This window comes from Leifsonia sp. 10N434, from assembly GCF_056394405.1.
On sequence record NZ_JBFTHV010000002.1, the window covers coordinates 33,909 to 59,583 of the forward strand.

The 25,675-nt window shown below is 68.7% G+C and carries 20 protein-coding genes; 11 read left to right on the plus strand and 9 right to left on the minus strand.

The features are described from left to right. Positions 1-38 precede the first annotated feature (38 nt). On the plus strand, positions 39-2,852 hold the full coding sequence (gene acnA / locus AC1DB1_RS05775; RefSeq protein ID WP_271178876.1) for an aconitate hydratase AcnA: 2,814 nt from the start codon (positions 39-41) through the stop codon (positions 2,850-2,852). A gap of 78 nt (positions 2,853-2,930) precedes the next feature. Further along, positions 2,931-4,868: a 1-deoxy-D-xylulose-5-phosphate synthase gene (dxs, locus tag AC1DB1_RS05780; RefSeq protein WP_477200106.1), complete on the plus strand. Its 1,938-nt coding sequence runs from the start codon at positions 2,931-2,933 to the stop codon at positions 4,866-4,868. 21 nt (positions 4,869-4,889) lie between these two features. Here dxs and AC1DB1_RS05785 read toward each other — a convergent pair whose 3' ends face one another. Both AC1DB1_RS05785 and AC1DB1_RS05790 read right to left on the minus strand, forming a co-directional pair. Next, the gene (locus tag AC1DB1_RS05785) at positions 4,890-5,426 is read right to left on the minus strand and encodes a dihydrofolate reductase family protein (protein ID WP_477200107.1); all 537 of its coding nucleotides are present in this window, start codon (positions 5,424-5,426) and stop codon (positions 4,890-4,892) included. A gap of 12 nt (positions 5,427-5,438) precedes the next feature. Then, positions 5,439-6,611, minus strand: coding sequence for a N(5)-(carboxyethyl)ornithine synthase (locus AC1DB1_RS05790; RefSeq protein WP_477200108.1), 1,173 nt, complete (start codon positions 6,609-6,611; stop codon positions 5,439-5,441). A gap of 93 nt (positions 6,612-6,704) precedes the next feature. On the opposite strand from AC1DB1_RS05790, the gene AC1DB1_RS05795 reads away from it, so the two are divergent. Together AC1DB1_RS05795 and AC1DB1_RS05800 are read left to right on the plus strand one after the other, a co-directional pair. Further along, on the plus strand, positions 6,705-7,100 hold the full coding sequence (locus AC1DB1_RS05795) for a MerR family transcriptional regulator (RefSeq protein ID WP_271178872.1): 396 nt from the start codon (positions 6,705-6,707) through the stop codon (positions 7,098-7,100). Next, entirely contained in the window at positions 7,097-8,089 is a 993-nt protein-coding gene (locus AC1DB1_RS05800) for an aldo/keto reductase (protein WP_477200109.1), read from the plus strand. Before AC1DB1_RS05795 ends, AC1DB1_RS05800 begins: the two co-directional genes overlap by 4 nt. A 133-nt stretch (positions 8,090-8,222) precedes the next feature. Here the strand turns inward: AC1DB1_RS05800 and AC1DB1_RS05805 are convergent, their stop codons facing one another. Continuing rightward, positions 8,223-11,219, minus strand: a complete 2,997-nt coding sequence (locus AC1DB1_RS05805; RefSeq protein WP_477200110.1) for a glycoside hydrolase family 2 TIM barrel-domain containing protein — start codon at positions 11,217-11,219, stop codon at positions 8,223-8,225. Between the two features lie 86 nt (positions 11,220-11,305). On the opposite strand from AC1DB1_RS05805, the gene AC1DB1_RS05810 reads away from it, so the two are divergent. Next, positions 11,306-11,959: a TetR/AcrR family transcriptional regulator gene (locus AC1DB1_RS05810; protein WP_477200111.1), complete on the plus strand. Its 654-nt coding sequence runs from the start codon at positions 11,306-11,308 to the stop codon at positions 11,957-11,959. Between the two features lie 33 nt (positions 11,960-11,992). Here AC1DB1_RS05810 and AC1DB1_RS05815 read toward each other — a convergent pair whose 3' ends face one another. The 4 genes from AC1DB1_RS05815 to AC1DB1_RS05830 all read right to left on the minus strand — a co-directional run bounded on the left by AC1DB1_RS05815 (position 11,993) and on the right by AC1DB1_RS05830 (position 17,198). Then, positions 11,993-14,131, minus strand: a complete 2,139-nt coding sequence (locus AC1DB1_RS05815) for a 3-hydroxyacyl-CoA dehydrogenase NAD-binding domain-containing protein (protein ID WP_477200112.1) — start codon at positions 14,129-14,131, stop codon at positions 11,993-11,995. Positions 14,132-14,134: 3 nt separating this feature from the next. After that, positions 14,135-15,340, minus strand: coding sequence for a thiolase family protein (locus AC1DB1_RS05820; protein WP_271178867.1), 1,206 nt, complete (start codon positions 15,338-15,340; stop codon positions 14,135-14,137). Between the two features lie 72 nt (positions 15,341-15,412). Continuing rightward, the gene (locus AC1DB1_RS05825) at positions 15,413-16,609 is read right to left on the minus strand and encodes an HRDC domain-containing protein (protein WP_477200113.1); all 1,197 of its coding nucleotides are present in this window, start codon (positions 16,607-16,609) and stop codon (positions 15,413-15,415) included. Continuing rightward, complete coding sequence (locus AC1DB1_RS05830; protein WP_271178865.1) at positions 16,602-17,198, minus strand: DUF3000 domain-containing protein; 597 nt, start codon at positions 17,196-17,198, stop codon at positions 16,602-16,604. Before AC1DB1_RS05830 ends, AC1DB1_RS05825 begins: the two co-directional genes overlap by 8 nt. Before the next feature lie 98 nt (positions 17,199-17,296). On the opposite strand from AC1DB1_RS05830, the gene AC1DB1_RS05835 reads away from it, so the two are divergent. Beyond that, positions 17,297-18,472 (plus strand): alpha/beta hydrolase family protein, encoded by a 1,176-nt coding sequence (locus AC1DB1_RS05835; RefSeq protein ID WP_477200114.1) that lies wholly within the window; start codon positions 17,297-17,299, stop codon positions 18,470-18,472. A gap of 9 nt (positions 18,473-18,481) precedes the next feature. On the opposite strand, the gene AC1DB1_RS05840 is transcribed toward AC1DB1_RS05835, so the two are convergent. Together AC1DB1_RS05840 and AC1DB1_RS05845 are read right to left on the minus strand one after the other, a co-directional pair. Continuing rightward, positions 18,482-18,916, minus strand: coding sequence for a SufE family protein (locus tag AC1DB1_RS05840; RefSeq protein WP_271178863.1), 435 nt, complete (start codon positions 18,914-18,916; stop codon positions 18,482-18,484). A gap of 9 nt (positions 18,917-18,925) precedes the next feature. Further along, the gene (locus tag AC1DB1_RS05845) at positions 18,926-19,825 is read right to left on the minus strand and encodes a sulfurtransferase (protein WP_477200115.1); all 900 of its coding nucleotides are present in this window, start codon (positions 19,823-19,825) and stop codon (positions 18,926-18,928) included. A 152-nt stretch (positions 19,826-19,977) separates the two neighbouring features. Between AC1DB1_RS05845 and zapE the strand changes: the two genes are divergently transcribed. The 5 genes from zapE to AC1DB1_RS05870 all read left to right on the plus strand — a co-directional run bounded on the left by zapE (position 19,978) and on the right by AC1DB1_RS05870 (position 25,622). Further along, entirely contained in the window at positions 19,978-21,030 is a 1,053-nt protein-coding gene (zapE, locus tag AC1DB1_RS05850) for a cell division protein ZapE (RefSeq protein ID WP_477200116.1), read from the plus strand. A 4-nt stretch (positions 21,031-21,034) separates the two neighbouring features. After that, positions 21,035-22,054, plus strand: a complete 1,020-nt coding sequence (locus tag AC1DB1_RS05855; protein WP_477200117.1) for a serine hydrolase domain-containing protein — start codon at positions 21,035-21,037, stop codon at positions 22,052-22,054. 41 nt (positions 22,055-22,095) lie between these two features. Continuing rightward, complete coding sequence (locus AC1DB1_RS05860) at positions 22,096-22,644, plus strand: hypothetical protein (RefSeq protein WP_477200118.1); 549 nt, start codon at positions 22,096-22,098, stop codon at positions 22,642-22,644. A gap of 205 nt (positions 22,645-22,849) precedes the next feature. After that, positions 22,850-24,133 (plus strand): ammonium transporter, encoded by a 1,284-nt coding sequence (locus AC1DB1_RS05865; RefSeq protein WP_271178858.1) that lies wholly within the window; start codon positions 22,850-22,852, stop codon positions 24,131-24,133. Positions 24,134-24,251: 118 nt separating this feature from the next. Continuing rightward, positions 24,252-25,622: an ammonium transporter gene (locus AC1DB1_RS05870; RefSeq protein ID WP_477200119.1), complete on the plus strand. Its 1,371-nt coding sequence runs from the start codon at positions 24,252-24,254 to the stop codon at positions 25,620-25,622. Positions 25,623-25,675 lie beyond the last annotated feature (53 nt).

Consider the following 25,675-nt stretch of genomic DNA (forward strand, 5'->3'; position numbering starts at 1 on the left):
CTTGCGTTACCAGGCCTGCCAATGAAGGAGAGGGCACAGTGTCTGCGGTAAACAGCTTTGGAGCGAAAGACACCCTGACCGTCGGGTCGACCGAGTACGAGGTCTTCCGTATCGACAAGGTCGAGGGCTATGAGAAGCTCCCGTTCAGCCTCAAGGTTCTCCTCGAGAACCTGCTGCGCACAGAAGACGGCGCGAACATCACCGCCGACCACATCCGGGCCCTCGGCGGCTGGGTCCCCGAGTCGGAGCCCGACACCGAGATCCAGTTCACGCCGGCGCGCGTGATCATGCAGGACTTCACCGGCGTCCCCTGCATCGTCGACCTCGCCACGATGCGCGAGGCCGTCTCGGCCCTCGGCGGCGACCCGAACAAGATCAACCCGCTCGCTCCGGCCGAGATGGTCATCGACCACTCCGTCATCGCCGACCTGTTCGGCACCGAGAACGCACTCGAGCGCAACACCGACATCGAGTACGAGCGCAACGGCGAGCGGTACCAGTTCCTCCGCTGGGGCCAGACCGCCTTCGACGACTTCAAGGTCGTCCCGCCGGGAACCGGCATCGTGCACCAGGTCAACATCGAGTACCTGGCCCGCGTCACCATGACGCGCGAGGTCGGCGGGGCCGTCCAGGCCTACCCCGACACCTGCGTCGGCACCGACTCGCACACGACGATGGTCAACGGCCTCGGCGTGCTCGGCTGGGGCGTCGGCGGCATCGAGGCCGAGGCGGCCATGCTCGGCCAGCCCGTCTCGATGCTCATCCCCAAGGTCGTCGGCTTCAAGCTCACCGGCGCCATCCCGACCGGTGTGACGGCGACGGATGTCGTGCTCACCATCACGCAGATGCTGCGCAAGCACGGCGTCGTCGGCAAGTTCGTGGAGTTCTACGGAGCCGGCGTCGCCGAGGTGCCGCTCGCGAACCGGGCCACCATCGGCAACATGAGCCCCGAATTCGGCTCCACCGCCGCCATGTTCCCGATCGACGACGTCACCCTCGACTACCTGCGTCTGACAGGCCGTAGCGAGGAGCAGATCGCGCTCGTGGAGCAGTACTCCAAGCTGCAGTCGCTCTGGCACGACCCGTCGACGGAGCCCGTCTTCAGCGAGTACCTCGAACTCGATCTCGGCACCGTCGTGCCGTCGATCGCCGGCCCGAAGCGCCCGCAGGACCGCATCGTCCTCGCCGAGGCGAAGGACCAGTTCGAGAAGGACCTCGTCGACTACGCGGAGATCGACCACGACATCGTCGACCTGACGATCTCGGAGTCGTTCCCGGCGTCCGACCCGGGCGAGCTCAGCCCGCAGGACACCAACAGCATGCACGTGCACCACCACCACAGTCACGCGCCCAAGGCCGCCTCGAGTCCGACCCCGGTCACGCTCGCCGAGACCGGCACGTCGTTCACGCTCGACCACGGCGCCGTGGCGATCGCCGCGATCACCTCGTGCACCAACACATCCAACCCGTCGGTGATGCTCGCTGCCGGTCTGCTCGCCCGCAACGCGGCGCAGAAGGGCCTGAAGTCCAAGCCCTGGGTCAAGACCACGCTGGCTCCCGGGTCGAAGGTCGTCACCGACTACTACGAGAAGGCGGGACTCACCGGCTACCTCGAAGACCTCGGCTTCTACACGGTCGGCTACGGCTGCACCACCTGCATCGGCAACTCCGGCCCGCTGATCGAGGAGATCTCGCAGGCCGTCAACCAGAACGACCTCGCCGTGACCGCGGTGCTCTCGGGCAACCGCAACTTCGAGGGCCGCATCAACCCCGACGTCAAGATGAACTACCTGGCGAGCCCGCCCCTGGTCATCGCGTACGCCCTCGCCGGGTCGATGAACTTCGACTTCGAGGTCGACGCGCTCGGTCAGGACCAGGACGGCAACGACGTGTTCCTCAAGGACATCTGGCCCGACGCCGCCGAGGTGCAGGAGACCATCGACTCCTCGATCAACGAGGGGATGTTCACGCACGAGTACGCGAGCGTCTTCGAGGGCGACGAGCGCTGGAAGTCGCTGCCGACCCCGACCGGTTCGGTCTTCGAGTGGGACGAGAAGTCGACGTACGTGCGCAAGCCCCCGTACTTCGAGGGCATGACGCTGGAGACCACGCCGGTCACTAACATCCAGGGCGCGCGGGTGCTGGCGAAGCTCGGCGACTCGGTCACCACCGACCACATCAGCCCCGCCGGCAACATCAAGGCGGACAGCCCCGCCGGCCGCTACCTCGACGAGCACGGCATCGACCGCAAGGACTACAACTCCTACGGGTCGCGCCGCGGCAACCACGAGGTGATGATCCGCGGAACCTTCGCGAACATCCGGCTCAAGAACCAGCTCCTCGACGGCGTCGAGGGCGGCTACACCCGCGACTTCACGCAAGAGGGCGGCCCGCAGTCGTTCATCTACGACGCGTCGCAGCACTACCAGGAACAGGGCGTCCCGCTCGTCATCCTGGGCGGCAAGGAGTACGGTTCGGGCTCGTCGCGTGACTGGGCGGCGAAGGGCACCAGCCTCCTCGGCGTCCGCGCGGTGATCACCGAGAGCTTCGAGCGCATCCACCGCTCCAACCTCATCGGCATGGGCGTCGTTCCGCTGCAGTTCCCGGCCGGCGAGAGCTGGGCGTCGCTCGGCCTCGACGGAACCGAACTGATCTCGATCGACGGCCTCGAGCAGCTGAACGAGGGCACGACGCCGAAGACGGTCCACGTGACCGCCGCACCGACCGCCGACTCGCCCGAGGGCAAGCAGACGGTCGAATTCGACGCGGTCGTCCGTATCGACACGCCAGGTGAAGCCGACTACTACCGCAACGGCGGCATCCTGCAGTACGTGCTGCGGAGCCTGGTCTGACGCTCGGTCTGTCAAGGGGTGGCTCGGAAACGATGTTTCCGAGCCACCTCTGATTCGTCCGCGCCTAGACTCGAACCCATGAGCATCCTCGAGACCATCCACGGTCCCCGCGATCTCGACGGTCTCTCCGAGGAGCAGCTCGTCCAGCTCGCGGCGGAGGTCCGTGCGTTCCTCGTCGCGAACGTGGCGAAGACCGGCGGTCACCTGGGCCCGAACCTCGGCGTCGTCGAGGCGACGATCGCCATCCACCGGGTGTTCGACTCGCCCAGGGACGCGATCGTGTTTGACACCGGGCACCAGTCGTACGTGCACAAGCTGCTCACCGGCCGGCAGGACTTCAGCATGCTGCGCCAGAAGGGCGGCCTCGCCGGTTACCCGCAGCGCTCGGAGTCCGAGCACGACATCGTCGAGAGCTCCCACGCCTCGAGTTCCCTCTCGTGGGCCGACGGCATCTCGCGCGCCTTCGCCATGACAGGTCAGAACGACAGGCACGTCATCGCGATGGTCGGCGACGGTGCGCTCACCGGCGGCATGACGTGGGAGGCGCTCAACAACATCAGCGACGACAACACCCGTCGCCTGATCATCGTCGTCAACGACAACGGACGCTCGTACGCCCCGACGATCGGCGGCATGGCCCGCTTCCTCAATACTGTGCGCACGCGGCGCAGCTACCGCAGCCTGTACCTGAGCAGCCGCAAAGCGTTCGACCGGCTGGGCGGCCCGGGCCGCTCGTTCTACCGCGGCGTGCGCGGTGGACTGCACGGCTTCCTCAGCCGCTTCTCCAACAACGAAGCCCTCTACTCCAACCTCGACATCAAGTACATCGGGCCGGTGCACGGCCACGACATCGAGGCGATGGAAGAGGCGCTCCGGCAGGCAAAGAACTACGGCGCGCCGGTCATCGTGCACGCCATCACGCAGAAGGGCCGCGGCTACGAGCCCGCCCTGCGCGACGCCGCCGACCAGTTCCACGCGGTCGGACAGATCGATCCCGAGACCGGCGAGCCCATCGAGAGTTCGAGCAAGCCGTCATGGACGTCGGTTTTCGCCGACGAGATCGTGAAGCTGGCCGAGAAGAACCCGAAGATCGTGGGGATCACCGCGGCGATGCTGCGCCCGACCGGCCTGCACAAGTTCGCGGAGCGCTTCCCTGAGCGCGTGCACGATGTCGGCATCGCCGAGCAGCACGCGGCGACGAGCGCGGCCGGGCTCGCCTTCGGCGGGCTGCATCCGGTCGTCGCCGTGTACGCCACGTTCATCAACCGCGCCTTCGATCAGGTGCTGATGGATGTCGGGCTGCACCGCGCCGGGGTGACGTTCGTGCTCGATCGCGCCGGGGTCACCGGCCCGGATGGCCCCAGTCACCACGGCATCTGGGATCTGGCGATCCTGCAGGTCGTGCCGAACATCCGGCTCGCGGCGCCGCGGGATGCCGCGCGCTTCCGCGAGGAGCTGGCCGAGGCCGTCGTCGTCGACGACGCGCCGACGGTCCTGCGGTTCCCGAAGGGCTCGGTCGGCCCCGACATCGAGGCGGTTCGCCGCACCGACGACGGAGTCGACGTGCTGGCCGAAGGGGAGCGCAAAGACGTCCTCATCGTCGCGGTCGGCCCCATGGCGTCCCTCGGACTCACCGTCGCCGAACGTCTCGCCGCCCAGGGCATCGGTGCGACCGTCGTCGACCCGCGCTGGGTGGTGCCCGTTCCCCGCAGCATCCTGACCCTCGCCGCCGACCACCGCATCGTCGTCACCATCGAGGACGGTATCCGGGTGGGCGGTATCGGCACCCGGGTGCGTCAGGACCTCCGCGAGGCCGGGATCGACACGGCGGTGGACGAGCTCGGCCTTCCCGACGAGTTCATCGATCACGCCACCCGCGAGCAGATCCTCGAAGAGGCCGGCCTGACGCCGCAGAAGATCGCGCGCGACCTCGTGGCGCAGGTGCTCGGCAGCCGCATCCCGATCGCTCGGCCGCTCCCGGCCGACGAGCTCAGCGAGCGCCACCTCGACGCGTAGCCGCCGCGAGCGCTCGTCGGGTCAGGCGACCCGGTAGACGTGCTCGATCGCCCCGCCGGCGAACGGCGTGGTGCGCAGCAGCTCGAGCGGGCGGCTCACCTCGGAGACGGGCAGCAGCGGCTTGCCCGACCCCACGAGCACCGGCATGTAGGTGACGTGCAACTCATCGAGGAGCCCCGCGTCGGCGAACTGAGCGGCGATCGAACCGCCGCCGACCACCCACACGTCACGATCGCCGGCGGTGTCGCGTAGCTCGGTATCGAGCTGCGCCAGGTCGCCCTCGAAGAAGGTGATGTCGGCGCCCTCGACCACCGGGAGCGAGCGGTGCGTGACCACCCAGGTCGGGATGCCCGCGTACGGCCACTGGAGCGACGGATCGGCGAGCAGGAAGTCGTACGTCGCTGCGCCCATCACGATGGCGCCGATGCCCGAGAGGAAGCGCTGATAGTGCTCGTCGAACGCCTCGAACCCGAACTGCAGCAGCCAGTCGATGCGGTCGGAGGAGTCGGCGATGAAGCCGTCGATGGACGAGGCGACGTAGTACTGGGTGAGAGCCATGCCGCGACGGTATCAGCGACGGAGGACATCCCGGTACGGCGGCAGAGGCTCGCGATTCTGGAAGGTGAGGATGGCCGGATTCACGATCAGGCCGTCCTGGATCTCGATCGCGCGCCGGATGGTCGGGTCGGCCTGCCACGCCTCGGGCCCGCCCATCACGACCTCGAGGAACGGTGTGAGCGCCTCGCCGATCTCCCAGGTCGCCGAGTCCCACAGGTACGAGGGGCTGTGGTCGACGGCGTAGTACTGCACGTGGTCACCGACCTCGAAGATCGGGTCGTCGAAGGTGGTCGACCGCGCCCAGCTGAATCCCATCCCCTCATCGCACGAGACGTCGACGATCAGACTGCCGGGCGTGAAGGCGGCGAGGTCGGGCTCCTGCAGGTAGGTGAGCGGCGCGTTCGGATCCTGGAGTGTGCAGTTCACCACGATGTCGGCCTCGGCCAGGAACGGCGCGAGCGGGACGCGTCCGTGATCGGTGATCACGTGACTGAGGTGGGGCGCGTCGTCGTCGTGGTCGAACTGAACGATCCGGACGGAGTGGATGGGGGAGCCGACGGCCGCGACCTCGCGGTTGGTCAGCACCTGCACGTCGTGGATGCCGTGCGCGTTGAGGGCCGTGACCGCTCCGCGCGCCGTGGCCCCGAAGCCGATGACGATCGCGTTCAGCCGCCGCCCGTAGTCGCCGGTGCGGCCGACGAGCCCGAGAGCGTGCACGACCGAGCAGTAGCCGGCGAGCTCGTTGTTCACATGGAACACGTGCAGGGCGAAGTTCCCCTTGCTGGTCCAGTGGTTCATCGCCTCGAACGCGATCAGCGTGAGGTGCTTGTCGATGGCGCGCTGCGTGATCTCGCGGTCCTGAACGCAGTGCGGCCAGCCCCACAGCACCTGGCCGTCGCGCAGGTCGTCGAGGTCGGAGGGCTGCGGCTTGGGAAGCAGCACGACGTCGGCGGAGGCGATGACCTCGGCGCGGGAGGCGATCCGGCCGACCAGCGGACGCAGGTCGTCGTCGTCGACGCCGAACCGCGAGCCGTACCCGCTCTCGAGCACGATGCGCTCACGCAGTTCGGCCGGGACACGGTCGAGGCGAGCCGGGTGCAGCGGCAGGCGCCGCTCATCCGGTTTCGCGGAGGTCGCGAGCACGCCGAGCGTGAGCGGGACGGAAAGAATGGAATCGGCCGACATGATGGCTCCCTCGTGGGCGCCGCGGTGGCTCCGTTCTCCCAGACTAAGCCCGCAATTGACTTCGAGTGCGCTCTAAGTCTTATCGTGGCTCATATGACCGAATCTTCCGAGACGGCGCTCACCGGCACACTGTCGATCTCCGGCGTCGCGGCCCGCACGGGTCTCTCGACGCACACGCTGCGCTACTACGAGCGCGAGGGGCTGATGTTCGCGCCCGTCGATCGCGCATCGTCGACGCACCGGCGCTACACGGAGGCCGACGTGAACTGGGTGATCTTCCTCACCAAGCTGCGGCTGACCTCGATGCCCATCGCCAAGATGCGCGAATACGTCGAGCTCGCCCGCCGCGGTGACGACAGCGTCGCCGACCGGCTCGAACTCCTGCTCATCCACCGGATGAACGTGGTGCGCCAGCTCGAGGAGATGACGGCGAGTCTCGCCGCCATCGACTACAAGATCGGCCTCTATCAAGAAAAGGTAACCGCATGAAGAAGATCACACTGGGAACCGAGAAGCTCGAGGTCGGACGCCTGGGCCTCGGCTGCATGGGCATTTCCGCCTTCTACACGGGCGCGGGCGCGGATGACGCCGGCTCGATCGCGACGATCCACCGTGCCATGGAGCTCGGCGTGACGCTGTTCGACACCGCCGAGATGTACGGCCCGTACCGCAACGAGGAACTGCTCGCCAAGGCCTTCGCCGGGCACCGCGACGAGGTCGTGATCGCGACGAAGTTCGGCACCATCAACCACCGCGTCCCGGAGGAGAACGGCCAGCCGGTCCGCACCCTCGACGGCTCGCCCGAGAACGTGCGGCTCTCGGTCGAGGGCTCGCTCCGCCGGCTGAACACCGACTACATCGACCTCTACTACCAGCACCGGATGGACCCGGGAACGCCGATCGAAGACACCGTCGGCGCCCTCTCCGAGCTGATCCAGGAGGGCAAGATCCGTCACTACGGACTGTCCGAGGCGGCGCCGGCGACCATCCGGCGCGCGAACGCCGTGCATCCGGTGACGGCGATCCAGACCGAGTACTCGCTGTGGACGCGCGATCCGGAGGCCGAGGTGCTTCCGACCGTGCGCGAACTCGGGATCGGCTTCGTGCCGTACTCGCCGCTCGGCCGCGGCTTCCTCACGGGGACCATCCGTTCGCTCGACGAGCTGGCCGATGACGACTTCCGCCGGTTCAACCCGCGCTTCGAGGGGGACAACCTGGAGGCGAACATCCGGATCGTCGAGCAGGTGGACGCCGTGGCGAAGGAACTCGACGCGACGCCGGGACAGGTCGCGCTGGCGTGGCTGCTCGCCCAGGGCGACGACATCGCGCCCATCCCGGGCACGCGACGCGTCGCCAACCTCGAGCAGAACGTGAAGGCCGACGAGCTGGTGCTCTCGGCGGATCAGCTCGAGCGCCTCGCCGAGGTGGCCCCGGCGGTCGGCGACCGCTACGCGGACATGAGCCCGCTCAACAAGTAGCTCGGCACGGCCGGTCTCGTCGGGGTCGATCTCGGCGGGATCGGTCTCGTCGGGTCGGTCTCGTTGAGGGGCGGCTAACGCAGGTTTCACCGGCGTGTTTCGGTGCGTTTGCCGCCCCTCAACGAAAAGAGAGCTAGGCGAAGCGGATGCGCAGGGTGCGCGCTTCGGGTCGTAGCGCGTACTCGGGCCAGACGTCGGGGCCGCAGGTGCGCGAGCCCAGCCCGTGCTGTGCCGCGTCGACGAACAGGTAGGTCGTGTCGCTCGCGGGCAGCTCGAACGGATGCCCGGCCGCCGCAAGCTGCTGCGGGGTGTGCCTGCTCAGCGTGAAGCCGGAGCGGCGCCCCCGCGTGTCCGGCAGGAACGTCAGAGCGAGCACGTCGGCCTCGCCGGCACGGAGCGTGAGACGCCGCACGGCCGATCGGTGCCCCGTCTCCTGCGGGCGCGCGTAGTCCGCCGACAGGTCGTCGACGGTCGACTCGTAACGGCCGACTGCGGCGGCGTGGATGCTGTCGGGGTACGACTCCAGCGGGCCGAGCCCGAACCAGCTCGCTCCGTCGACGGCCGTCGCGTCGTCCGGCAGATCGAACCGCACGCCGATGCGCGGCCACACCGTGCTCCATCCGGCCGACGGCAGGATCTCGACGCGCAACTCGAGCTCGCCGTCGTTCAGCGTCCAGGTCGACTCCACCGACACCGACGCGAGGGCGTTCGCCGCGCTGACACGCTCGACGGTGCGCAGGCTCGTCGCGTCGCCCGACGACGACACCAGTCGCCGGGTGAGCCGGTCGAGGCCCTGCTCGCGCCAGAGGCTCGCGCTGGAGACGCCGACGACGCTGCCGTCGGATCCGGTCGGGTCGCTGTACGCGGCGCCCTCGTCGTTGTCAGTGGGTGCGCGCCAGAGCTCCAGGCGCGGCCCGGATACGGGACGACCGCCGAGCGACACCAGCCGGCCGTTCTCGAACGACGCCGGGCCGAGGGTGAGTGTGCCGGATGCCGGTGCTGCTGCATCCCCCGACCGGAGCGGCACGGTCGGTGCGGCCGGCACCGGGATGCGCGCCGATCGATCGACCTGCGCGCTGGCGACGATGTGCCCGGCGGGAGCCCACGCGACGTCGTCGCGCAGTTCGGCGTCGACGGTCAGCCAGGTCTCCGCGTCGTGTGCGACGGGCACCTCGGGCAGCGGCACCAGCACGGTCGCGCCTGCCTCCAGCTCTGGAACGTCGAGCTCGCCGGTGCGCACCACGGCCCCGTCGTGCTCGACACGCCAGCGGAACCGCAGGTCCGACGCATCCGCCGAGTGCCGCAGGTTGGTGAGTGCCACCGCGTCAACGTCGAACACGAACCGGATGGGCTGCACGACGGCCTTGTACTCGTGCAGGCCGGGCGTCGGCACGTCGTTGCTCAGCACCATCCCGTCCATCACGAAGTTGCCGTCGTGCACGACCTCCCCGAAATCACCGCCGTACGCGAAGAACTCGGCACCGTCGGGCGTCGTCGTGCGGATGCCGTGGTCGCGCCACTCCCACACGAAACCGCCGTGAAGGCGCGGATGCTCGTGCACGAGCTGCTCGTACTGGTCGAGCGCGCCCGGCCCGTTCCCCATGGCGTGCGCGTATTCGCACAGGATGAACGGCTTGGTGCGCTGCCGTGCGCCCTGCGCAGGCGTGCAGTTCAGCAGCGGCGCGCGCGAGCCGTCTATGCCGATCTCGGCCGTCTCGATCACGGTCGGGTACATCCGGGAGTACACGTCGGTGTACTCCCCGGTGTAGTCGCCCTCGTAGTGCACGGGGCGTCCGGTGTCGCGGGCGTGCACCCACGACGACATGGCGGCGAGGTTCGCGCCCGTGCCCGACTCGTTGCCGAGCGACCACATCACGATGCTGGGGTGGTTCTTGTCCCGCTCGACGGTGCGCCGGATGCGGTCGAGGTAGGCGTCGCGCCACGCGGGGTCGTCGCTGGGGTTGCCACGCCAGCCGCCCTTCTCGAAACCGTGCGTCTCGAGGTCGCACTCGAGGATCACCCAGAACCCGAGCTCGTCCGCGAGATCGAGCAGGCGCGGATGCGGCGGATAGTGACTGGTGCGGATCGCGTTCACGTTGAACTGCTTCATGCGGGCGAGGTCGGCCCTGGCGTGCTCCTCGTCGAAGACGCGGCCGCGGTCGGGATGCGCCTCGTGCCGGTTCATCCCGTGGAACACGACGCGGTTCCCGTTGACCAGGAAGCGGTCGCCCCGGATCTCCACCGTGCGGAAACCGACGCGCAGCGTGATCTTCTCTGCCGCCGACGAGACGGTCGCCTCGTAGAGCCGGGGACGCTCGGCGGACCACGGCTCCACGGTGTCGACGGCGATCGGCCCGACATGGTCGGGCGTCTGCCAGGTCCGCTCCACTCCGAGCTCCGGAACGTTCAGCGTGATCGGGAAGGCCGAGGGGTCGGCGGTGAGCTCGGCGTCGAGCGTGCCGGCGCCGTTGCGGTAGCAGGCGCGCAGCCAGACGTCGTCGATTCCGCCCGCCGGGCGCGCGACGAGCGTCACACTGCGGAAGATGCCCGGCAGCCACCACTGGTCCTGATCTTCGAGGTAGCTGGCCGGTGACCACTGGTGCACTCTCACGGCGACAACGTTCTCGCCCGGCCGCACCGCATCGGTGACGTCGAATTCGGTGGCCAGCCTGCTGCCGGTCGCGATGCCGATCTCGATGCCGTTCAGCCAGACCTTGTACAGGGACTCCACGCCGTCGAAGCGAAGCAGGATGCGCTCGGCCGCGCTCCAGTCGGCGGGCAGGGTGAAGCGCCGTCGGTAGTCGCCGGTCGGGTTCTCGTCGGGCACGTGCGGCGGATCGATCGCGAACGGAAACTGCACGTTCGTATAGATCGGCCGGCCGTACGCTCCGTCGCCTTCCAGCACCCAGTGCGACGGGACCGGGATGCTGTCCCACGCGCTGTCGTCGAAGCCGTCGTCGGCGAGGTCTTCGTCGGCGGGGGCGACGGGGGAGAGCCGGAACCGCCACGCGCCGTCGAGCGAGAGGGTCGGCGCATCCGAGTGCAACCAGGAGCGGGGCGGCCGCCGCGGGCCACGGCCAGGTGCGGTGTCGGCGAGGTACGGCACGGAGGAGGTGGATGCGATGGTCACGGTGCTCCAGTTCGGTCACGGCGTCGTGCGAGGGTTCGTGGAGTCGACGCTATCCGAAAACCGATCGGATGACCTAATTTAGAGAGATGGACACCGACAGCCCCGCGGGGCGAGCACGCGGACCTTACGCGAAGAGCGCCGAACGGCGGCGCCAGATCGTCGACGAGGCGTACCGGATGTTCGCCACGCGCGGCTACCACGCCAGCTCGCTCCGCGAGATCGCCGGGGCGGCGGGCATCAGCCTCTCGAACCTGCAGCACCACTTCGCGAGCAAGGAGGAACTGCTGCTCGCGGTGCTGGAGCGTCGCGACGAGACCCCTGCAGCCGAGACGGCCGACGCCGACACCGCCGAGAACACCGCCGAGAACGCCGACGTGCCGTTTTACGCAGCCATCGTGGCGCGGGCCGCCGCGAACGAGCGCATCCCCGGGCTGATCGCGCTGTACAGCGTGCTCTCGGCCGAGGGCGTCACAGACGGGCATCCGGGGCGCGAGTTCTTCCTGCGCCGCTACGACTCGTTGCGCGCCGGATACACGGCGGAATTCGAGGAGGTGCGCAGGCAGGGCCGCCTGCGCAGCGGTGTCGGCCCGGCGATGGCAGCGGCCAGCGTCGTCGCGCTGTGGGAGGGCATCCAGCTGCAGTGGCTGTACGCCCCCGGCCGCATCCACGCGGCCGACGCGCTGCGCGCCTATCTCGACCTCGTGATCGTGAGCGCAGACGACGAAGGGGCGGATGCCTGAGCATCCGCCCCTTCGAAGGGAACCGCGTGCCGCCTAGGCGACGCCCTTCACGGGCGGGTGGTGGAACGTGTCTCCGAAGACGCGCTCCGACGCCCCGACGCGATCGAGGTACGGGGTGATGCCGCCCATCTGGAACGGGAAGCCGGCGCCGAGGATCATGCAGAGGTCGATGTCTTCCGGTGCCGCGACGACCGTGTCGTCCACGAGCATCCGGTGGATCTCGTCGGCCAGCCCGTCTTCGAGCCGGCGGAGGATCTCCTCCTCCGACCACGGGTTCTTACCGCCCGCGATGATCTTGGCCGCCTGCTTGTCGACGCCCTTGATCTTGCCCTTCGAGTCCTTCTCGAGCAGGGTGCCGTATTCGGCCAGCTTGTGCAGATTCTCACTGCGGTAGAACCGGTCGGGGAAGGCGGCGTGGTGCGTGTCGAGCACGTGCGCGCCGACCTTGAGCCCGACCAGGTCGAGCAGGGCCGACGGCGGCATCGGCAGGCCGAGCGGCGCGAACGCCTTGTCGACCGTCTCGAACGAGGTGCCGTCGTCGACCGCGTGCATCGCCTCGCCGAGCACCTTGGCCAGCACGCGGTTGACCACGAACCCGGGGGTGTCGGCGGTGATGACCGCGTTCTTCTTGAGGGCAGCCGCCGTCACCATCGCGGTCGACAGGGTCGCCTCGTCGGTGTTCGGGGTGTTGACGACCTCGATGAGCGGCATCACGGCGACCGGTGTGAAGAAGTGGAAGCCGACGAGGCGCTCCGGGTGCTTCAGCTTGGCGCCGATCTGCTCGACGGAGAGGGAGGAGGTGTTGGTCGCGAGCACAGCGTCGTCCGAGATGTACTGCTCGATCTCTTCGAAGACGTTCTGTTTCACCGAGAGCTCCTCGAATACGGCCTCGATGACCCAGTCGGCGTCGGCGAACAGCGACTTGTCGGTCGTGCCCGTGACCAGCGCGCGCAGCCGGTTGCCCTCATCCGGTGAGATGCGCCCCTTCTCCTGCAGCTTGCCGATCTCGTCGTGGATGTAGGCGACGCCCTTGTCGACGTGCGCCTGGTCGAGGTCGGTGATGACGACCGGCACCCGCAAGCGGCGCACGAAGAGCAGTGCGAACTGGCTGGCCATGTAGCCGGCGCCGATCACGCCCACCTTGGTGACCTTCTTGGCGAGCTTCCGGTCAGGTGCGCCGGCGGGACGCTTCGCGCGCTTCTGCACCAGGTTGAAGGCGTAGATGCTCGCCTGGAACTGGTCACCGGAGATGAGCTCGGCGAGAACGTCGTCCTCGCGGGCGAAGCCCTCCTCCTTGGTGCCGGACTTGGCCGCCTTCAGCAGGTCGAGCGCCGCGTACGGCGACTTCGGAACGGTGCCGATGCGGCTCTCGAGCATCTTGCGGGCGATGCCGATAGCGGCGTCCCACTTGACCATCCGCTCGACCTTGCCCGGTACGTTCGGTCGCTTCACCGTGAGCTCGCCGGTCAGCACCTTGTCGGCCCATGCCAGGGAGTCCTCGAGGAAGTTCGCCGAATCGAAGATCGCGTCGGCGATGCCCAGGTCGAAGACGTCCTGCGGCTTGAGCATCCGGTTCTGCTTGAGCGGGTTCTCGACGATCACCTTGAGGGCGTTCTCGATGCCGATGAGGTTGGGCAGGATGTACGCGCCGCCCCAGCCCGGGATGAGGCCGAGGAAGACCTCGGGCAGGGCGAAGGCCGCGGCCGACCGGTCGATGGTGCGGTAGTCGGCGTTGAGGCCGATCTCCACGCCGCCGCCGAGGGCCAGGCCGTTGGTGAACACGAACGACGGGACGCCGAAGGCGGCCTGCTTGCCGAGCACGTAGTGGCCGAGCTGGGGGAGCAGCTTCGCGACCTCGACGCTCGGGATGTCGCCCACGCGGCTGAGGTCGGCCCCGGCGGCCAGGATGAACGGCTTGCCGGTGACGGCGACCGCATCGATCTCGCCTCGCGATGCCCGCTCGGTCAGCTCGTCGAAGGTTTTGCCGAGCTCGAGCAGCGTCGCCGGTCCCATCGTGTTCGGGCGCGTGTGGTCGCGCCCGTTGTCGAGGGTGACGAGCGCGAGGGTCTTGCCGCTCTTCAGCGGGATGTCCTTCACGAACGAGTGGGTGACGACCTCGTCGCTGGTCAGGTCGACGAGCGGGCTGAAGTCGATGGTGGAGTAGTCGGTCACGTGTCAGGCCTTCCGGGCGCGCTTGTTGTAGTGAGGGTTCTCCCAGATGACGCTGCCGCCCTGGCCGAGGCCGACGCACATCGCGGTGAGGCCGTAGCGCACCTCCGGGTGCTCCTCGAACTGGCGGGCGAGCTGGATCATCAGGCGCACGCCGCTCGCGGCGAGCGGGTGGCCGACGGCGATGGCGCCGCCCCACTTGTTGACGCGGTCGTCCTCGTCGTCGATGCCGAAGTGGTCGAGCAGCGAGAGCACCTGGATGGCGAACGCCTCGTTGAGCTCGAACAGACCGATGTCATCGATGGTCAGGCCCGCCTTGCGCAGTGCCTTCTCCGTGGACGGGACGGGGCCGATGCCCATGATCTCGGGCTCGACGCCCGCGAACGCGAAGCTCACCATGCGCATCTTCGGCTGCAGACCGAACTCCTTGACCGCGTCTCCGGAGGCCAGGAGGCTCGCGGTCGCGCCGTCGGTGAGAGGCGACGAGTTGCCGGCGCTCACGCGGCCGTGCGGACGGAACGGGGTGCGCAGCGTGGCGAGCGACTCCATGTTCGTCTCGGGACGCATGCCTTCGTCCTGCGTGGCGAGGCCCCAGCCGCTCTCGGAGCGGATGGCGACCGGCACGAGGTCGGGCTGGATCTTGCCGGCGGCGTAGGCCGCGGCGGTCTTCTGCTGGCTGCGCATGGCGAAGCGGTCGCTGCGCTCCTTGGTGAGAGCAGGGAACCGGTCGTGGATGCGCTCGGCCGTCATACCCATGTTGAGCGCGTCCTCGCCGACCAGGCGCTCCGAGAGGAAGCGCGGGTTGGGGTCGGCACCGAAGCCCATCGGGTGGCGTCCCATGTGCTCGACGCCGCCGGCGATCGCCAGGTCGTACGCGCCGAATGCGATACCGGAGCCGAGAGTCGTGACGCTCGTCATGGCGCCGGCGCACATCCGGTCGATGGCGAAGCCGGGCACGGACTTGGGCAGGCCGGCGAGCAGCGCGGCCGTGCGGCCGAGGGTCAGACCCTGGTCGCCCTGCTGGGTCGTCGCGGCGATCGCCACGTCATCGATACGGTCCTTGGGCACGTTCGGGTTGCGCTCGAGCAACTCGATCATGGCCTTGACCACCAGATCGTCTGCGCGAGTGTTCCAGTACTGCCCTTTTTCGCCGGCTCGCCCGAACGGAGTGCGGACTCCGTCGACGAAGACGACATCAGCTCTATCGGCCACAATGCCTCCCACTTTCAGGTCTGCATCGATCCTAAAGAGGGCCCCGGAGCGGCGAGAATCGTTTGATTCTTTCTACGAATCCGATTCGGCGGCGTCGCCCGCGTTTTGGTGGGCTTCCACAAACGCCTGGGCGATGATCTGTGAGGTTGCCTCAATCTGCCACGGTCGTGCGCCCCAGTCGGCCAGCGCGGAGCCGACGGACTCGACGGTGATCTCGGCCGGAGGAGCCCACGCGACCCGGCGCAGAGTCTCCGGAGTGAGCAGGTTCTCGACCGGGATCGCGCGCTCCTCCGACAGTGCGGTGACGGCGGCGCGTGCGGCCTTGAGACGGGCATCCGCCTCGGGGTTCCGATCGGCCCAGGCACGCGGAGGGGGGAGGGTGTCTCCGTTGCCGCGCATGACGGGCAGGTCGGTCGTGGTGCGTCCGGCCTCGATGGCGGCCCACCAGCGGTCGATCTCGGTGCGGCTCGCGCGTCCGTTGAACTCGCGCAGGCCCGCGAGGGCGCGCTTGGTCTCCGGCATCGCCTTGGCGGCGGCGGTCAGTGAGGCATCCGGCACGAGGCGCCCGGGAGCGGTGTCGATCTCGCGCGCCAGCTCGTCGCGGCTCAGCCAGAGCTCGCGGGCGACGGCGAGGTTGCGGATGCCGCGCACCGAGTGGATGCCCGACAGCCGACGCCACGGCTCGGCGCGCACGGGCTTGAGGTCGCGGGCGAGTTCGTCGGCGAACTCCTCCTGGGCGATCTCCGTCTTGCCCGCCTCGTCGAGCAGGGCGGCGATCGCGTCGCGGAGGTCGGGCAGGAGCTCGACGTCGAGGGCGGCGTAGACGAGCCACGGCTCCGGCAGCGGTCTGGTCGACCAGTCGGCGGCCGAATGCTCTTTGGCCAGGTGGATGCCGAGCAGCTCCTCCACCACGGTGCCGAGACCGACGCGGGGCATCCCGAGCAGGCGGGCCGCCAGCTCGGTGTCGAAGATGGTGTGGGGGTCGAGGCCGACCTCGCGCAGGCAGGTGAGGTCCTGGGTCGCGGCGTGCAGCACCCATTCCTCGTCGGCGATGGCGGCGTTCAGCTCGTCGAAGCGGCCGACCGCCGGCGGATCGAACAGGAACGTGCCCGCGCCGCGCCGGAACACCTGGATGAGGTAGGCGCGCTGGGAGTACCGGAAGCCGGAGGCGCGCTCGGCGTCGACGGCGATGGGGCCGTTCCCCGCTGCGATCGCGTCGACCGCGGCCAGATAGTCGTCTCTGGTGGTGATGACGGTGTGTTCAGCCACGCGGATTCCGTCGTGTGGAGAGCAGGCTCACACCCTCGCCTGCAGGCGGGAGTCCGGCGAGCATGCAGAGCAGTTCGCCCCAGCCTTCGACGTGCGCCGTGATGTCGTTCTCCAGCGGCGTCCACGACGCCCTGAGTTCGATCTGCGAGCCGTCGCCCTGCCGGGCGAGCTCACCGAAGCCGGTCGAGATGATCTTGGTCGCCGTGCCGCTCGCCGCCGTGTACTTGGCGTGCCGCGCGTCGAGCGCGTCGACCAGCCACGACCAGGCGACGTCGGCGAGGAACGGGTCGAGGCCGATGTCGGTCTCGAGGGGCGCCTGCGCGAAGCAGACGATGCGGAAACGGCCGCCCCAGGCCTCCGGCTCATCGGGGTCGTAGAGCAGGATGAATCGCCCGGTGCCGAGATCGGAGTCGATCCCGTGCCGCGCGGGACGCACGTCGGCGGCGAGCGCGACGGCCCACGGAGCGAGCTGCCCCGGCGCCGGGATCTCGCTGATCACGAGCTCGGAACGGGACTGCACACCACGGATGGTCTCCAGCGCCGCGGCGAACTCCGGAGGAGTGCTGGGAGTGGAGGATGTCGTCGGCACGATACGAACACTAGAGTCGTTTTCTCGTGCCCGGCGGTAAGGCACGCCGCTGGAGAACTCCTGAGCGCGAACAGAGAGTGGCGCGCTACCCTGCTGCCATGGCGAGGTCGATGATCGCGAAGACGTTGTGGACGGCCGCCGGGGTCGCGGGAGGGCTCGCGCTGGTGGCGGCTGCCGGCGCCGGATTCGTGATGGCGCGCGTCGCCCGCACGGTGATCACTCCGGTGCGCAAGAGGCCGCAGAACCAGACGATCAGGGCCGTCGATCGGGATGCCGGCACCGTCACCCTGCGCAGCACGCCCGATGCCGCTGTGCCGGGCCGATACGGCCTCTGGTTCGATGACGAGACCGGTTACGCCAAGATCGGCGGTGTCATCGAGAAGGTCAACGGCTCGGTGACCCGCACCCTCGAGTCGGTGGCGTTCGGGGAGCTGCGGCCGACGTGGCGCGCCCGGATCACGGGGTACTACTACCTCGAACCGGAGGAGCTCGGCCTGCCGGTGCAGAGCGTGATCATCGACACCGATCTCGGCGAGGCGCCGGCCTGGCTGTTCCCCTCCGCTGACGACGCCGGATCGGACCGCTGGGTGATCCAGGTGCACGGGTGGGGGGCGAGCCGCCAGGAGGGGCTGCGCGCTGTCCGCGCGTTCCACGACCAGGGGTACACGTGCCTGCTCGCGTCGTACCGCAACGACGGGGATGCGCCCGAGAGCGCGGACCGACGGTACGGCCTCGGCGGCACCGAGTGGCGCGACATCGACGCGGCCATCCGGTTCGCGGCCGACAGCGGTGCTCGTTCGATCGTGCTGATGGGGTGGTCGATGGGTGGCGCCGTCGTGCTCCAGACCATCACGCGCACGTCGTCCGTCGACCTGATCCACGGGATCGTGCTCGATTCTCCGGTGATCGACTGGATCGACACGCTCGAATACCAGGCGAAGCTGCTGCGACTGCCCGACCCGATCACCCAGGGCGCCCTCCGCATCATCGAGTCGGCCTGGGGCGGCCCGATCACCGGCCAGGGCGCACCCATCGACCTGGCGAGCATGAACTTCGTGGCGCGTGCGGCCGACCTGAGCCTGCCGACGCTCATCCTGCACAGCGACGACGACGGCTTCGTGCCCTCGACCGCATCCCGCGCGCTCGCGGAGGCCCGCAGTGAAATCGTGACCCTGGTGCCGTTCGCCGTCGCGCTGCACACGAAGCTCTGGAACTACGACCAGGAGCGGTGGACGTCGTCGATCGCTGCCTGGCTCGCCGAGAACATCGACTGAGACGGATCGCTACGCGGCGAGCTTCTCGCGCACCTGCCGCTTGGTGCGGCCGAGCAGCGCAGACATGCCCCGGATGCGCAGGGGCGACACCGCCTGGGTGAGGCCGATCGTCTGCGGGTAGTCGTCGGGCACCGCCAGCACCTCGTCCGCGCTCAGCCCGGCGAGGCCCTGCACCAGGATCGATGCGAAACCCCGTGTGGTCGGCGACTCCCGTGGCGCGGTCGCGTGCAGGTGCACGATGCCCTCCCCGTCCACCTCCACGAAGATGTAGACGGGCGACTGGCATTCCTCGACGCGCTCCAGCAGATCCGGATGGTCGCGGTAGCGCTCGGGAAGCTCGGGCAGCTCCTCGGAGAACTCCAGCAGCAGCTCCAGCCGGTCGGGCTGCTCGAGCGCCAGGAAGTCGTCGCGGATCTCCGCCAGTGCCGGAGCCAAATCAGTCATGATCCGATTTTACGTCGCGGGAACCTCGCCCGGCTCGCTTCCGGTCGCAATGGGAACGCGCACGGCGCTTCCCCACTCGGTCCACGATCCGTCGTAGTTGCGCACGTTCCCGAAGCCCAGCAAGTGGGTGAGCACGAACCAGGTGTGGCTGGAGCGCTCGCCGATGCGGCAGTAGGCGATCACGTCGTCGCCCGGCTTCAGCCCGGCTTCTCCCAGGTAGATGGACTCCAACTCGGCACGACGCTTGAACGTGGCATCCGGAGCGGCCGCGCGCGCCCACGGCACCGAGGCGGCCGACGGGATGTGGCCGGCCCGCAGCGCGCCCTCGGTGGGGTAGCCGGGGATCTCGGTGCGCTCGCCGCTGTACTCCTCGGGTGACCGCACGTCGATGAGCGGCTTGCCGAGGTGCGCGAGGACGTCGTCCTTGAACGCGCGGATGATCGTGTCATCGCGCTCGGGGACCGGATACTCGACCGGTTCCCGCTCGGGGACGACCTTCGTGATCTCGCGGCCCTCGGCGATCCACTTGTCGCGCCCGCCGTCGAGCAGGCGCACGTCCTCGTGGCCGAACAGGCTGAAAACCCAGAGAGCGTAGGCGGCCCACCAGTTGTTCTTGTCACCGTAGAAGACCACCGTGTCGTTACGGCTGATGCCCTTGCGGCTGAGCAGCTGGGCGAAGTGCTCGCCGTCGACGTAGTCGCGCTGCACCGGGTCGTTGAGATCTGTGTGCCAGTCGATCTTGACCGCTCCGGGGATGTGTCCGGTGTTGTAGAGGAGGACGTCCTCATCTGACTCGACCACGACGAGTCCTGGGTCTCCGAGGTGCTCCTGGAGCCATTCGGTGCTCACCAGCCGCTCGGGGTGGGCGTAGTCGGCGAAATCGGGGGACGGGTCGGCCTCGATGGTCATGCGGATGTACCTCCTGGGAGCGCCTCGTGGGCACGGGTAACAATCATCGGCGTCGGATTAGGCTGGGGAACCTCGACACTCTGTGAACTTACGTTCAAGGCTATCCGGCGTAAACAGGTGCGGTAAGACTTCGACACAAAGGTGCAGCTTTCATGACCATCGAACAGACCGGCGCTGTCGTGCGTCTCGCCGACCGCACGCCCGACATCACGGGGGCGGAGATCGCCGCGTCGCTCGTGCCGCCGTCGCAGTTCGTCCACGCGACCTTCGAGTCGTACCGTCCCGACCACGATTACCCGTCGCAGGCCGAGGCCGTCGGGCTGCTGAAGTCGTTCGCGAAGTCGTGGGAACCGCAGCGCCCGGCCGGGCTCTTCAGCCGCAATCGCAAGAAGGCGGAGACCAAGCCGGGTGTGTACCTCGACGGCGGCTTCGGTGTCGGCAAGACGCACCTCCTGGCTGCGCTCTGGCACGAGGCGCCCGGGCCCAAGTACTTCGGCACCTTCATCGAGTACACCGCTCTCGTCGGCGCGCTCGGCTACGCCGGCGCCGTTAACCTGCTGCGCGGCTCGGCGCTCATCTGCATCGACGAGTTCGAGCTCGACGACCCGGGCGACACGATGATGATGACCAGGATGCTCGGCGAGCTCGTCGCCTCCGGCACCCGCATCGCGGCGACCTCCAACACGCCCCCGAACGCGCTCGGCGAGGGGCGGTTCGCCGCCAGCGACTTCCTGCGCGAGATCCAGGCGCTCTCCGACCGGTTCGAGACCATCCGCATCGACGGACTCGACTACCGGCGCCGCGACACCGAGGGACGCGCGGTGACGGTCGACCAGCAGGTCTACGACCGCATCGTGAGCACACTGTCCGACCGCGGCGAGTCGGTCACCAGCGACGACTTCGACGCGTTGATCGCGCACCTGGCGACGGTCCACCCGTCGAAGTACATCAAGCTGCTCGACGGCGTCGATGTGATCGGGCTCACCGGGGTGCGCATCCTGCACGACCAGATGGCCGCGCTGCGCCTGGTCGCGTTCATCGACCGGGTCTACGACGCCGAGATCCCGATCGTGCAGACCGGCGAGGCGCTCAACGAGGTGTTCGACGACGACATGCTGGGCGGCGGCTACCGAAAGAAGTACCTGCGCTCGGTGTCGCGCATGATCGCGCTCACCACGGGCGAACTGCCGCCGCACGACGAGTAGCCCGATGTCCACGCTTCCCGACGAGGTCACCCTGTCCGATGGTGTCGACGCGGTCGCGCGGCAGAGCGGGTTCGCCGGGGCCGTCTCGATCGTGCGTGGAGGGGAGACCGTCGTCGAGAAGGCGTACGGTCTCGCTGACCGCGCCCGCGGCATCCGGAACACTGCCGGCACCCGGTTCGGGATCGCGAGCGGGGTGAAGGGGCTCACGGCGCTCGCCGTGGTGTCGCTCATCTCCGACGGTGCGCTGGCGTTCGAGACGACCGCACGGTCGGTGCTCGGCGGAGACCTGCCGTTGATCGACGACGCGGTGACCGTCGAGCAGCTGCTGGCGCACCGCTCCGGGATCGGCGACTACTTCGATGAGGAGGCCGAAGGGGAGATCACCGACTACGTGCTGCCCGTGCCGGTGCACGAGCTGGTCGCAACCGAGGACTACCTGCGCGTGCTCGGTGGGCATCCGCAGAAGTTCGCGCCGGGGGAGCGGTTCTCGTACTGCAACGGCGGGTACGTGGTGCTCGCCCTCCTCGCTGAGCGTGTCTCCGGGGTGCCGTTCCATGAGCTCGTGCGCACCCGGGTCTGCGAGCCGGCCGGGATGACGGCGACAGGGTTCCCGCGCTCCGACGAACTGCCGGGCGACGCCGCCATCGGGTACCTGCCGATCGCGGGGCACGACCGCACCAATGTGTTCCACCTGCCGGTCGTCGGAAGCGGCGACGGCGGTGCATACTCGACGGTCGGCGACGTCGGCCGATTCTGGTCCGCGCTGCTCGGCGGTCGCATCGTGTCGAGGTCGGCGATCGCCCGGATGCTCGAGCGGGTCAGCGACGCCGGCGACGGCATGGGCTACGGCCTCGGCTTCTGGCTGCGGGACGCCGACGGCGCCGTGCTGCTCGAGGGGTACGACGCGGGCGTCTCCTTCCGCAGCTGGCATCGAGTCGACCGCGACGAGACCGTCACGGTGATCTCGAACAGCTCCGACGGCGCGTGGCCGGTGGCGCGCCGGCTGGCGGAACTCCTCGGCTGAGTCCCTGGCGGCGCCGTGCGGCCGACGGGTAGGGTCGGGGCATGTTGCAGAATCGGGTGGTCGGCGGGGCGACCATGGGCGCTCGTGCTGTGCCGGTCGATGAGTCGGCCGAGGGGACGATCCGTCCGCTGGGGCGGGTGCCGGAGTTCGGGCCATTGGGTTATCTCAATCTCGCCGTGGCCGTGATGATGTTCGTCGGCTTGGTCGCCGCGGCGGAGGCCGGCTGGCTCACACGCCATGTCGGCTTCCCGATCGCGAACTTCGCGACGATTCTCGTGATCTCGGGGGTTGCTTCGTTGACCCGGCGTCTCGACTCCGACACCGACGCCCGCTTCCGTGCCGGGCCGCGGACAACGGTGTATCGGGTGCAGCGAGGGGCCACCCTGGTTCTCGCCGTGATCGTCGTGGCGGCGCTGGTCGCCTTCGTCGCACAGCTGCACGTGCTGGTGATCGCGCTGCTCGGGGTTGCGGTCGGGGCGCTCGCCGGAGTGGCTCCGACGTTCTTCTCGACGCCGCCGGCGGCGCCGACAGCGGTCGAGCAGCGTTCGGAAACCATCGACGTTCCCGACGACGACGCGATCCGGTCCTGACTCCGGCATAATCCCGGCGGTCTGGCATCGACTTCTCCGCTCGCCGAAACACGATGTTTACATGCATGGCGCATGCGTAACACTCGCGAAACACGAGCATCGCTCGACCGAAACCTCTCCCGACAAAACTGGCGACACCCCGAAGCGCTCCCGAGCAGCATCACCGGGGTCACCGTGTGCATTCACAGAGAGGTAGACCATTCGTATGTTGCTACACACAGCAGCGGACTACGCAGAGGCAGGGACCGTCAACTCCCTGTGGCTGCTCGTCGCCGCAGCGCTTGTCCTGCTCATGACCCCCGGCGTGGCCTTCTTCTACGGCGGCATGGTTCGCGCCAAGAGCGTCATCAGCATGATGATGATGAGCTTCGGCGCCATGGCCCTCGTCGGAGTCCTCTGGGTGGCCTACGGCTACGGCCTCAGCTTCGGACCGGCCTCCATCCCGCACTTCCTCGGAACGCCCGACTGGATGCTCTCGAGCCTGATGGGCAAGGACGGCATCACACCCGACCTGTCCGGTCTCTCGTTCGCCGGCTTCCAGGCCACGTTCGCGATCATCACCGTCGCCCTGATCTCCGGAGCGATCGCCGACCGCGCCAAGTTCGGCGCGTGGATGGTCTTCGCCGGGGTCTGGGTCACGGTCGTCTACTTCCCGGTGGCCTACTGGGTGTTCAACCTGGCTGACGGCTGGGCTCCCGCCGTTCTCCACGTGAACGACTTCGCCGGTGGTACTGCGGTGCACATCAACGCCGGTGCCGCAGGCCTGGCGCTCGCTCTGGTGCTCGGCAAGCGCGTCGGGTTCCAGAAGGGCATGTCGAAGCCGCACAACGTTCCGCTCACCCTGCTCGGTGCCGCCCTCCTGTGGTTCGGCTGGTTCGGCTTCAACGCCGGCTCGGAGGCCGCGGTCGACGGTGTCGCCGCCATCGCCTGGATCAACACGCTCGCCGCACCGGCCGCCGCAATCATCGGCTGGCTGATCGTCGAGAAGCTCAAGGACGGCAAGGCGACGTCGATCGGTGCGGCGTCCGGCGCGGTCACCGGTCTGGTGGCCATCACCCCGGCCTGTAACATCCTGACCCCCGGCTTCGCGATCCTCCTCGGAATCGTCGCCGGCGCGGTGTGCTGCCTGGCCATCGACCTCAAGTTCAAGCTCGGCTTCGACGACTCGCTCGACGTGGTCGGCATCCACCTCATCGGTGGTCTGATCGGAACCCTCTGGATCGGCATCTTCGGCTTCACCCACGTCTACAACTCCAAGGGCGAGGCGACGGACTCCTTCTCCAGCCTCCTGTACGGCGGCAGCTTCCAGCAGCTGGGCGTGCAGGCCGTCGGAGCCTTCGCGGTCATGATCTACTCGTTCGTGCTGGCCTACGCCATCGGCTGGGTCATCCAGAAGACCATGGGCTTCCGGATCAAGAACGAGGACGAGCTGGCCGGTGTCGACACGGTGGTGCACGGCGAAGAGGGCTACGCCCTCGAGACCGTCTGATCCGACGCAACTCACTCACACAGCAGCAGAGCGGGGTGTCGCCTTCGGGCGGCACCCCGCTCCGTGTGCGGGCTGGCGCTAGGGTGAGAGCCAGTCGGCGTGCGCAGAAGGAGGGCGGATGATCACGTGGCGCTCCCACGCGGTCGCCGTCGCAGCACCGGCGTCGTCGCAACAGGTCGACAGCCTGCTCATGCTCGTGAGCGCCACGCTCGTCATGCTGGTGGTCGCGGGCATCGCGCTCTTCTACGGCGGGATGACCGGTCGCGATGGAGCGGCGCAGGCGTTCAGGGCCGCGCTCTCGGGGGCGGCCGTCGTGGTCGTGCTGGCCGTGCTCGGCGGTTTCGGGCTGATGCTCGGTCCGGCGCTCGTTCCGACGGTCGTCGGGCAGCCGGACTGGGCACTCATGCGACTGCTCGGCGATGCGGGCCTCGGCACGGGCGGTTTCGCGAAGATCGACCCGTACCCGCTCGCCCATGCGGGCTACCTGATCGCTCTCTGCGTGGTCGCGGTCGCGATCCTCGGTGCCGCCGTCGCGTCGCGCGTCACGCTGCGCGCCTGGGTCGTCTTCGTCGCGTTGTGGTCGGTGCTCGTGCTGTTCCCGGCCTGCTACGCGGTGTTCGCCCTGTCGAACGGCTGGGCCGTGGCCGGGATGCACGTGATCGACTTCGGGGGCGCCATCCCGGTGAGCCTTGCCGCCGGGAGCGGCGCGGCCGGGGTGATCCTCGCGTGCGGGCGCGCCGGCCATCCGGTGGCAGGTCCCCACAGCCTCCCGTTGGTGGCCGCGGGCGGCGCGCTCATCTGGTTCGGCTGGTTCGGGCTGACGATGGGATCGGAGGGCGCCGTCGACTCCTTCTCTCCCTTGATCTGGATGAACACCCTCATCGCCTCGGCGGGAGGCGCCCTGACCTGGATCGTCGTCGACCGTGTGATGCTCCGCCGTCCGACCGTCACCAGTGCACTGTGCGGCGCCGTCTCCGGGCTGGTGGCGATCACTCCGGCATCCGGCGTCATCACCACGGGGTGGTCGCTGCTCCTCGGCGTGCTCGCGGCGCTCGCCTGCGCCTCGATGGTCGACGTGGCGGCGCGAGCCCGGTTCGGCGTTCCGATGACCATCTGCGTGATCCACATTGTCGCGAGCCTGGTCGGGCTGCTGTTCATCGGCCTGTTCGCCAGCGGCGGCGGGATGATCGACAGCGGCAACTTCGACCTGTTCGTGTCGCAGGCCGTCGCCGCCCTGTCCGTCGCCGCGGCATCGGTTCTGATCTCGGGACTGATCGCGGTGCTTCTGCGTGTGACGATCGGGCTCACGCGCGTCCGGTATCGTGCCCACCGTGGCATCCCCGATGAGACTCCTGCGCACTCTGGCGAACCTCTTCCGGTCGAACCCGGACCCGAAGCCGAGCTCGAAACCGGCGTCGACGACGACCAGGACCCGGGCGCAGCTCGCGGGGGACGAGCCGGGACGCAGCGGGCGGGACGCGACCGCTGAGGTCGACCCGCACCGCATCGGTCCGGTGCGCACGGCCTATGCGCCGTCCACCG

Coding starts and splice junctions, on each gene's coding strand:
- AC1DB1_RS05835 (WP_477200114.1), top strand. CDS start 17,297: ATGGCGAGGTCGATGATCGCGAAGACGTTGTGGACGGCCGCCGGGGTC.
- AC1DB1_RS05840 (WP_271178863.1), bottom strand. CDS start 18,916: ATGACTGATTTGGCTCCGGCACTGGCGGAGATCCGCGACGACTTCCTG.
- AC1DB1_RS05865 (WP_271178858.1), top strand. CDS start 22,850: ATGTTGCTACACACAGCAGCGGACTACGCAGAGGCAGGGACCGTCAAC.
- dxs (WP_477200106.1), top strand. CDS start 2,931: ATGAGCATCCTCGAGACCATCCACGGTCCCCGCGATCTCGACGGTCTC.
- AC1DB1_RS05810 (WP_477200111.1), top strand. CDS start 11,306: ATGGACACCGACAGCCCCGCGGGGCGAGCACGCGGACCTTACGCGAAG.
- AC1DB1_RS05870 (WP_477200119.1), top strand. CDS start 24,252: ATGATCACGTGGCGCTCCCACGCGGTCGCCGTCGCAGCACCGGCGTCG.
- AC1DB1_RS05795 (WP_271178872.1), top strand. CDS start 6,705: ATGACCGAATCTTCCGAGACGGCGCTCACCGGCACACTGTCGATCTCC.
- zapE (WP_477200116.1), top strand. CDS start 19,978: ATGACCATCGAACAGACCGGCGCTGTCGTGCGTCTCGCCGACCGCACG.
- AC1DB1_RS05785 (WP_477200107.1), bottom strand. CDS start 5,426: ATGGCTCTCACCCAGTACTACGTCGCCTCGTCCATCGACGGCTTCATC.
- AC1DB1_RS05800 (WP_477200109.1), top strand. CDS start 7,097: ATGAAGAAGATCACACTGGGAACCGAGAAGCTCGAGGTCGGACGCCTG.
- AC1DB1_RS05855 (WP_477200117.1), top strand. CDS start 21,035: ATGTCCACGCTTCCCGACGAGGTCACCCTGTCCGATGGTGTCGACGCG.
- AC1DB1_RS05860 (WP_477200118.1), top strand. CDS start 22,096: ATGTTGCAGAATCGGGTGGTCGGCGGGGCGACCATGGGCGCTCGTGCT.
- AC1DB1_RS05845 (WP_477200115.1), bottom strand. CDS start 19,825: ATGACCATCGAGGCCGACCCGTCCCCCGATTTCGCCGACTACGCCCAC.
- AC1DB1_RS05790 (WP_477200108.1), bottom strand. CDS start 6,611: ATGTCGGCCGATTCCATTCTTTCCGTCCCGCTCACGCTCGGCGTGCTC.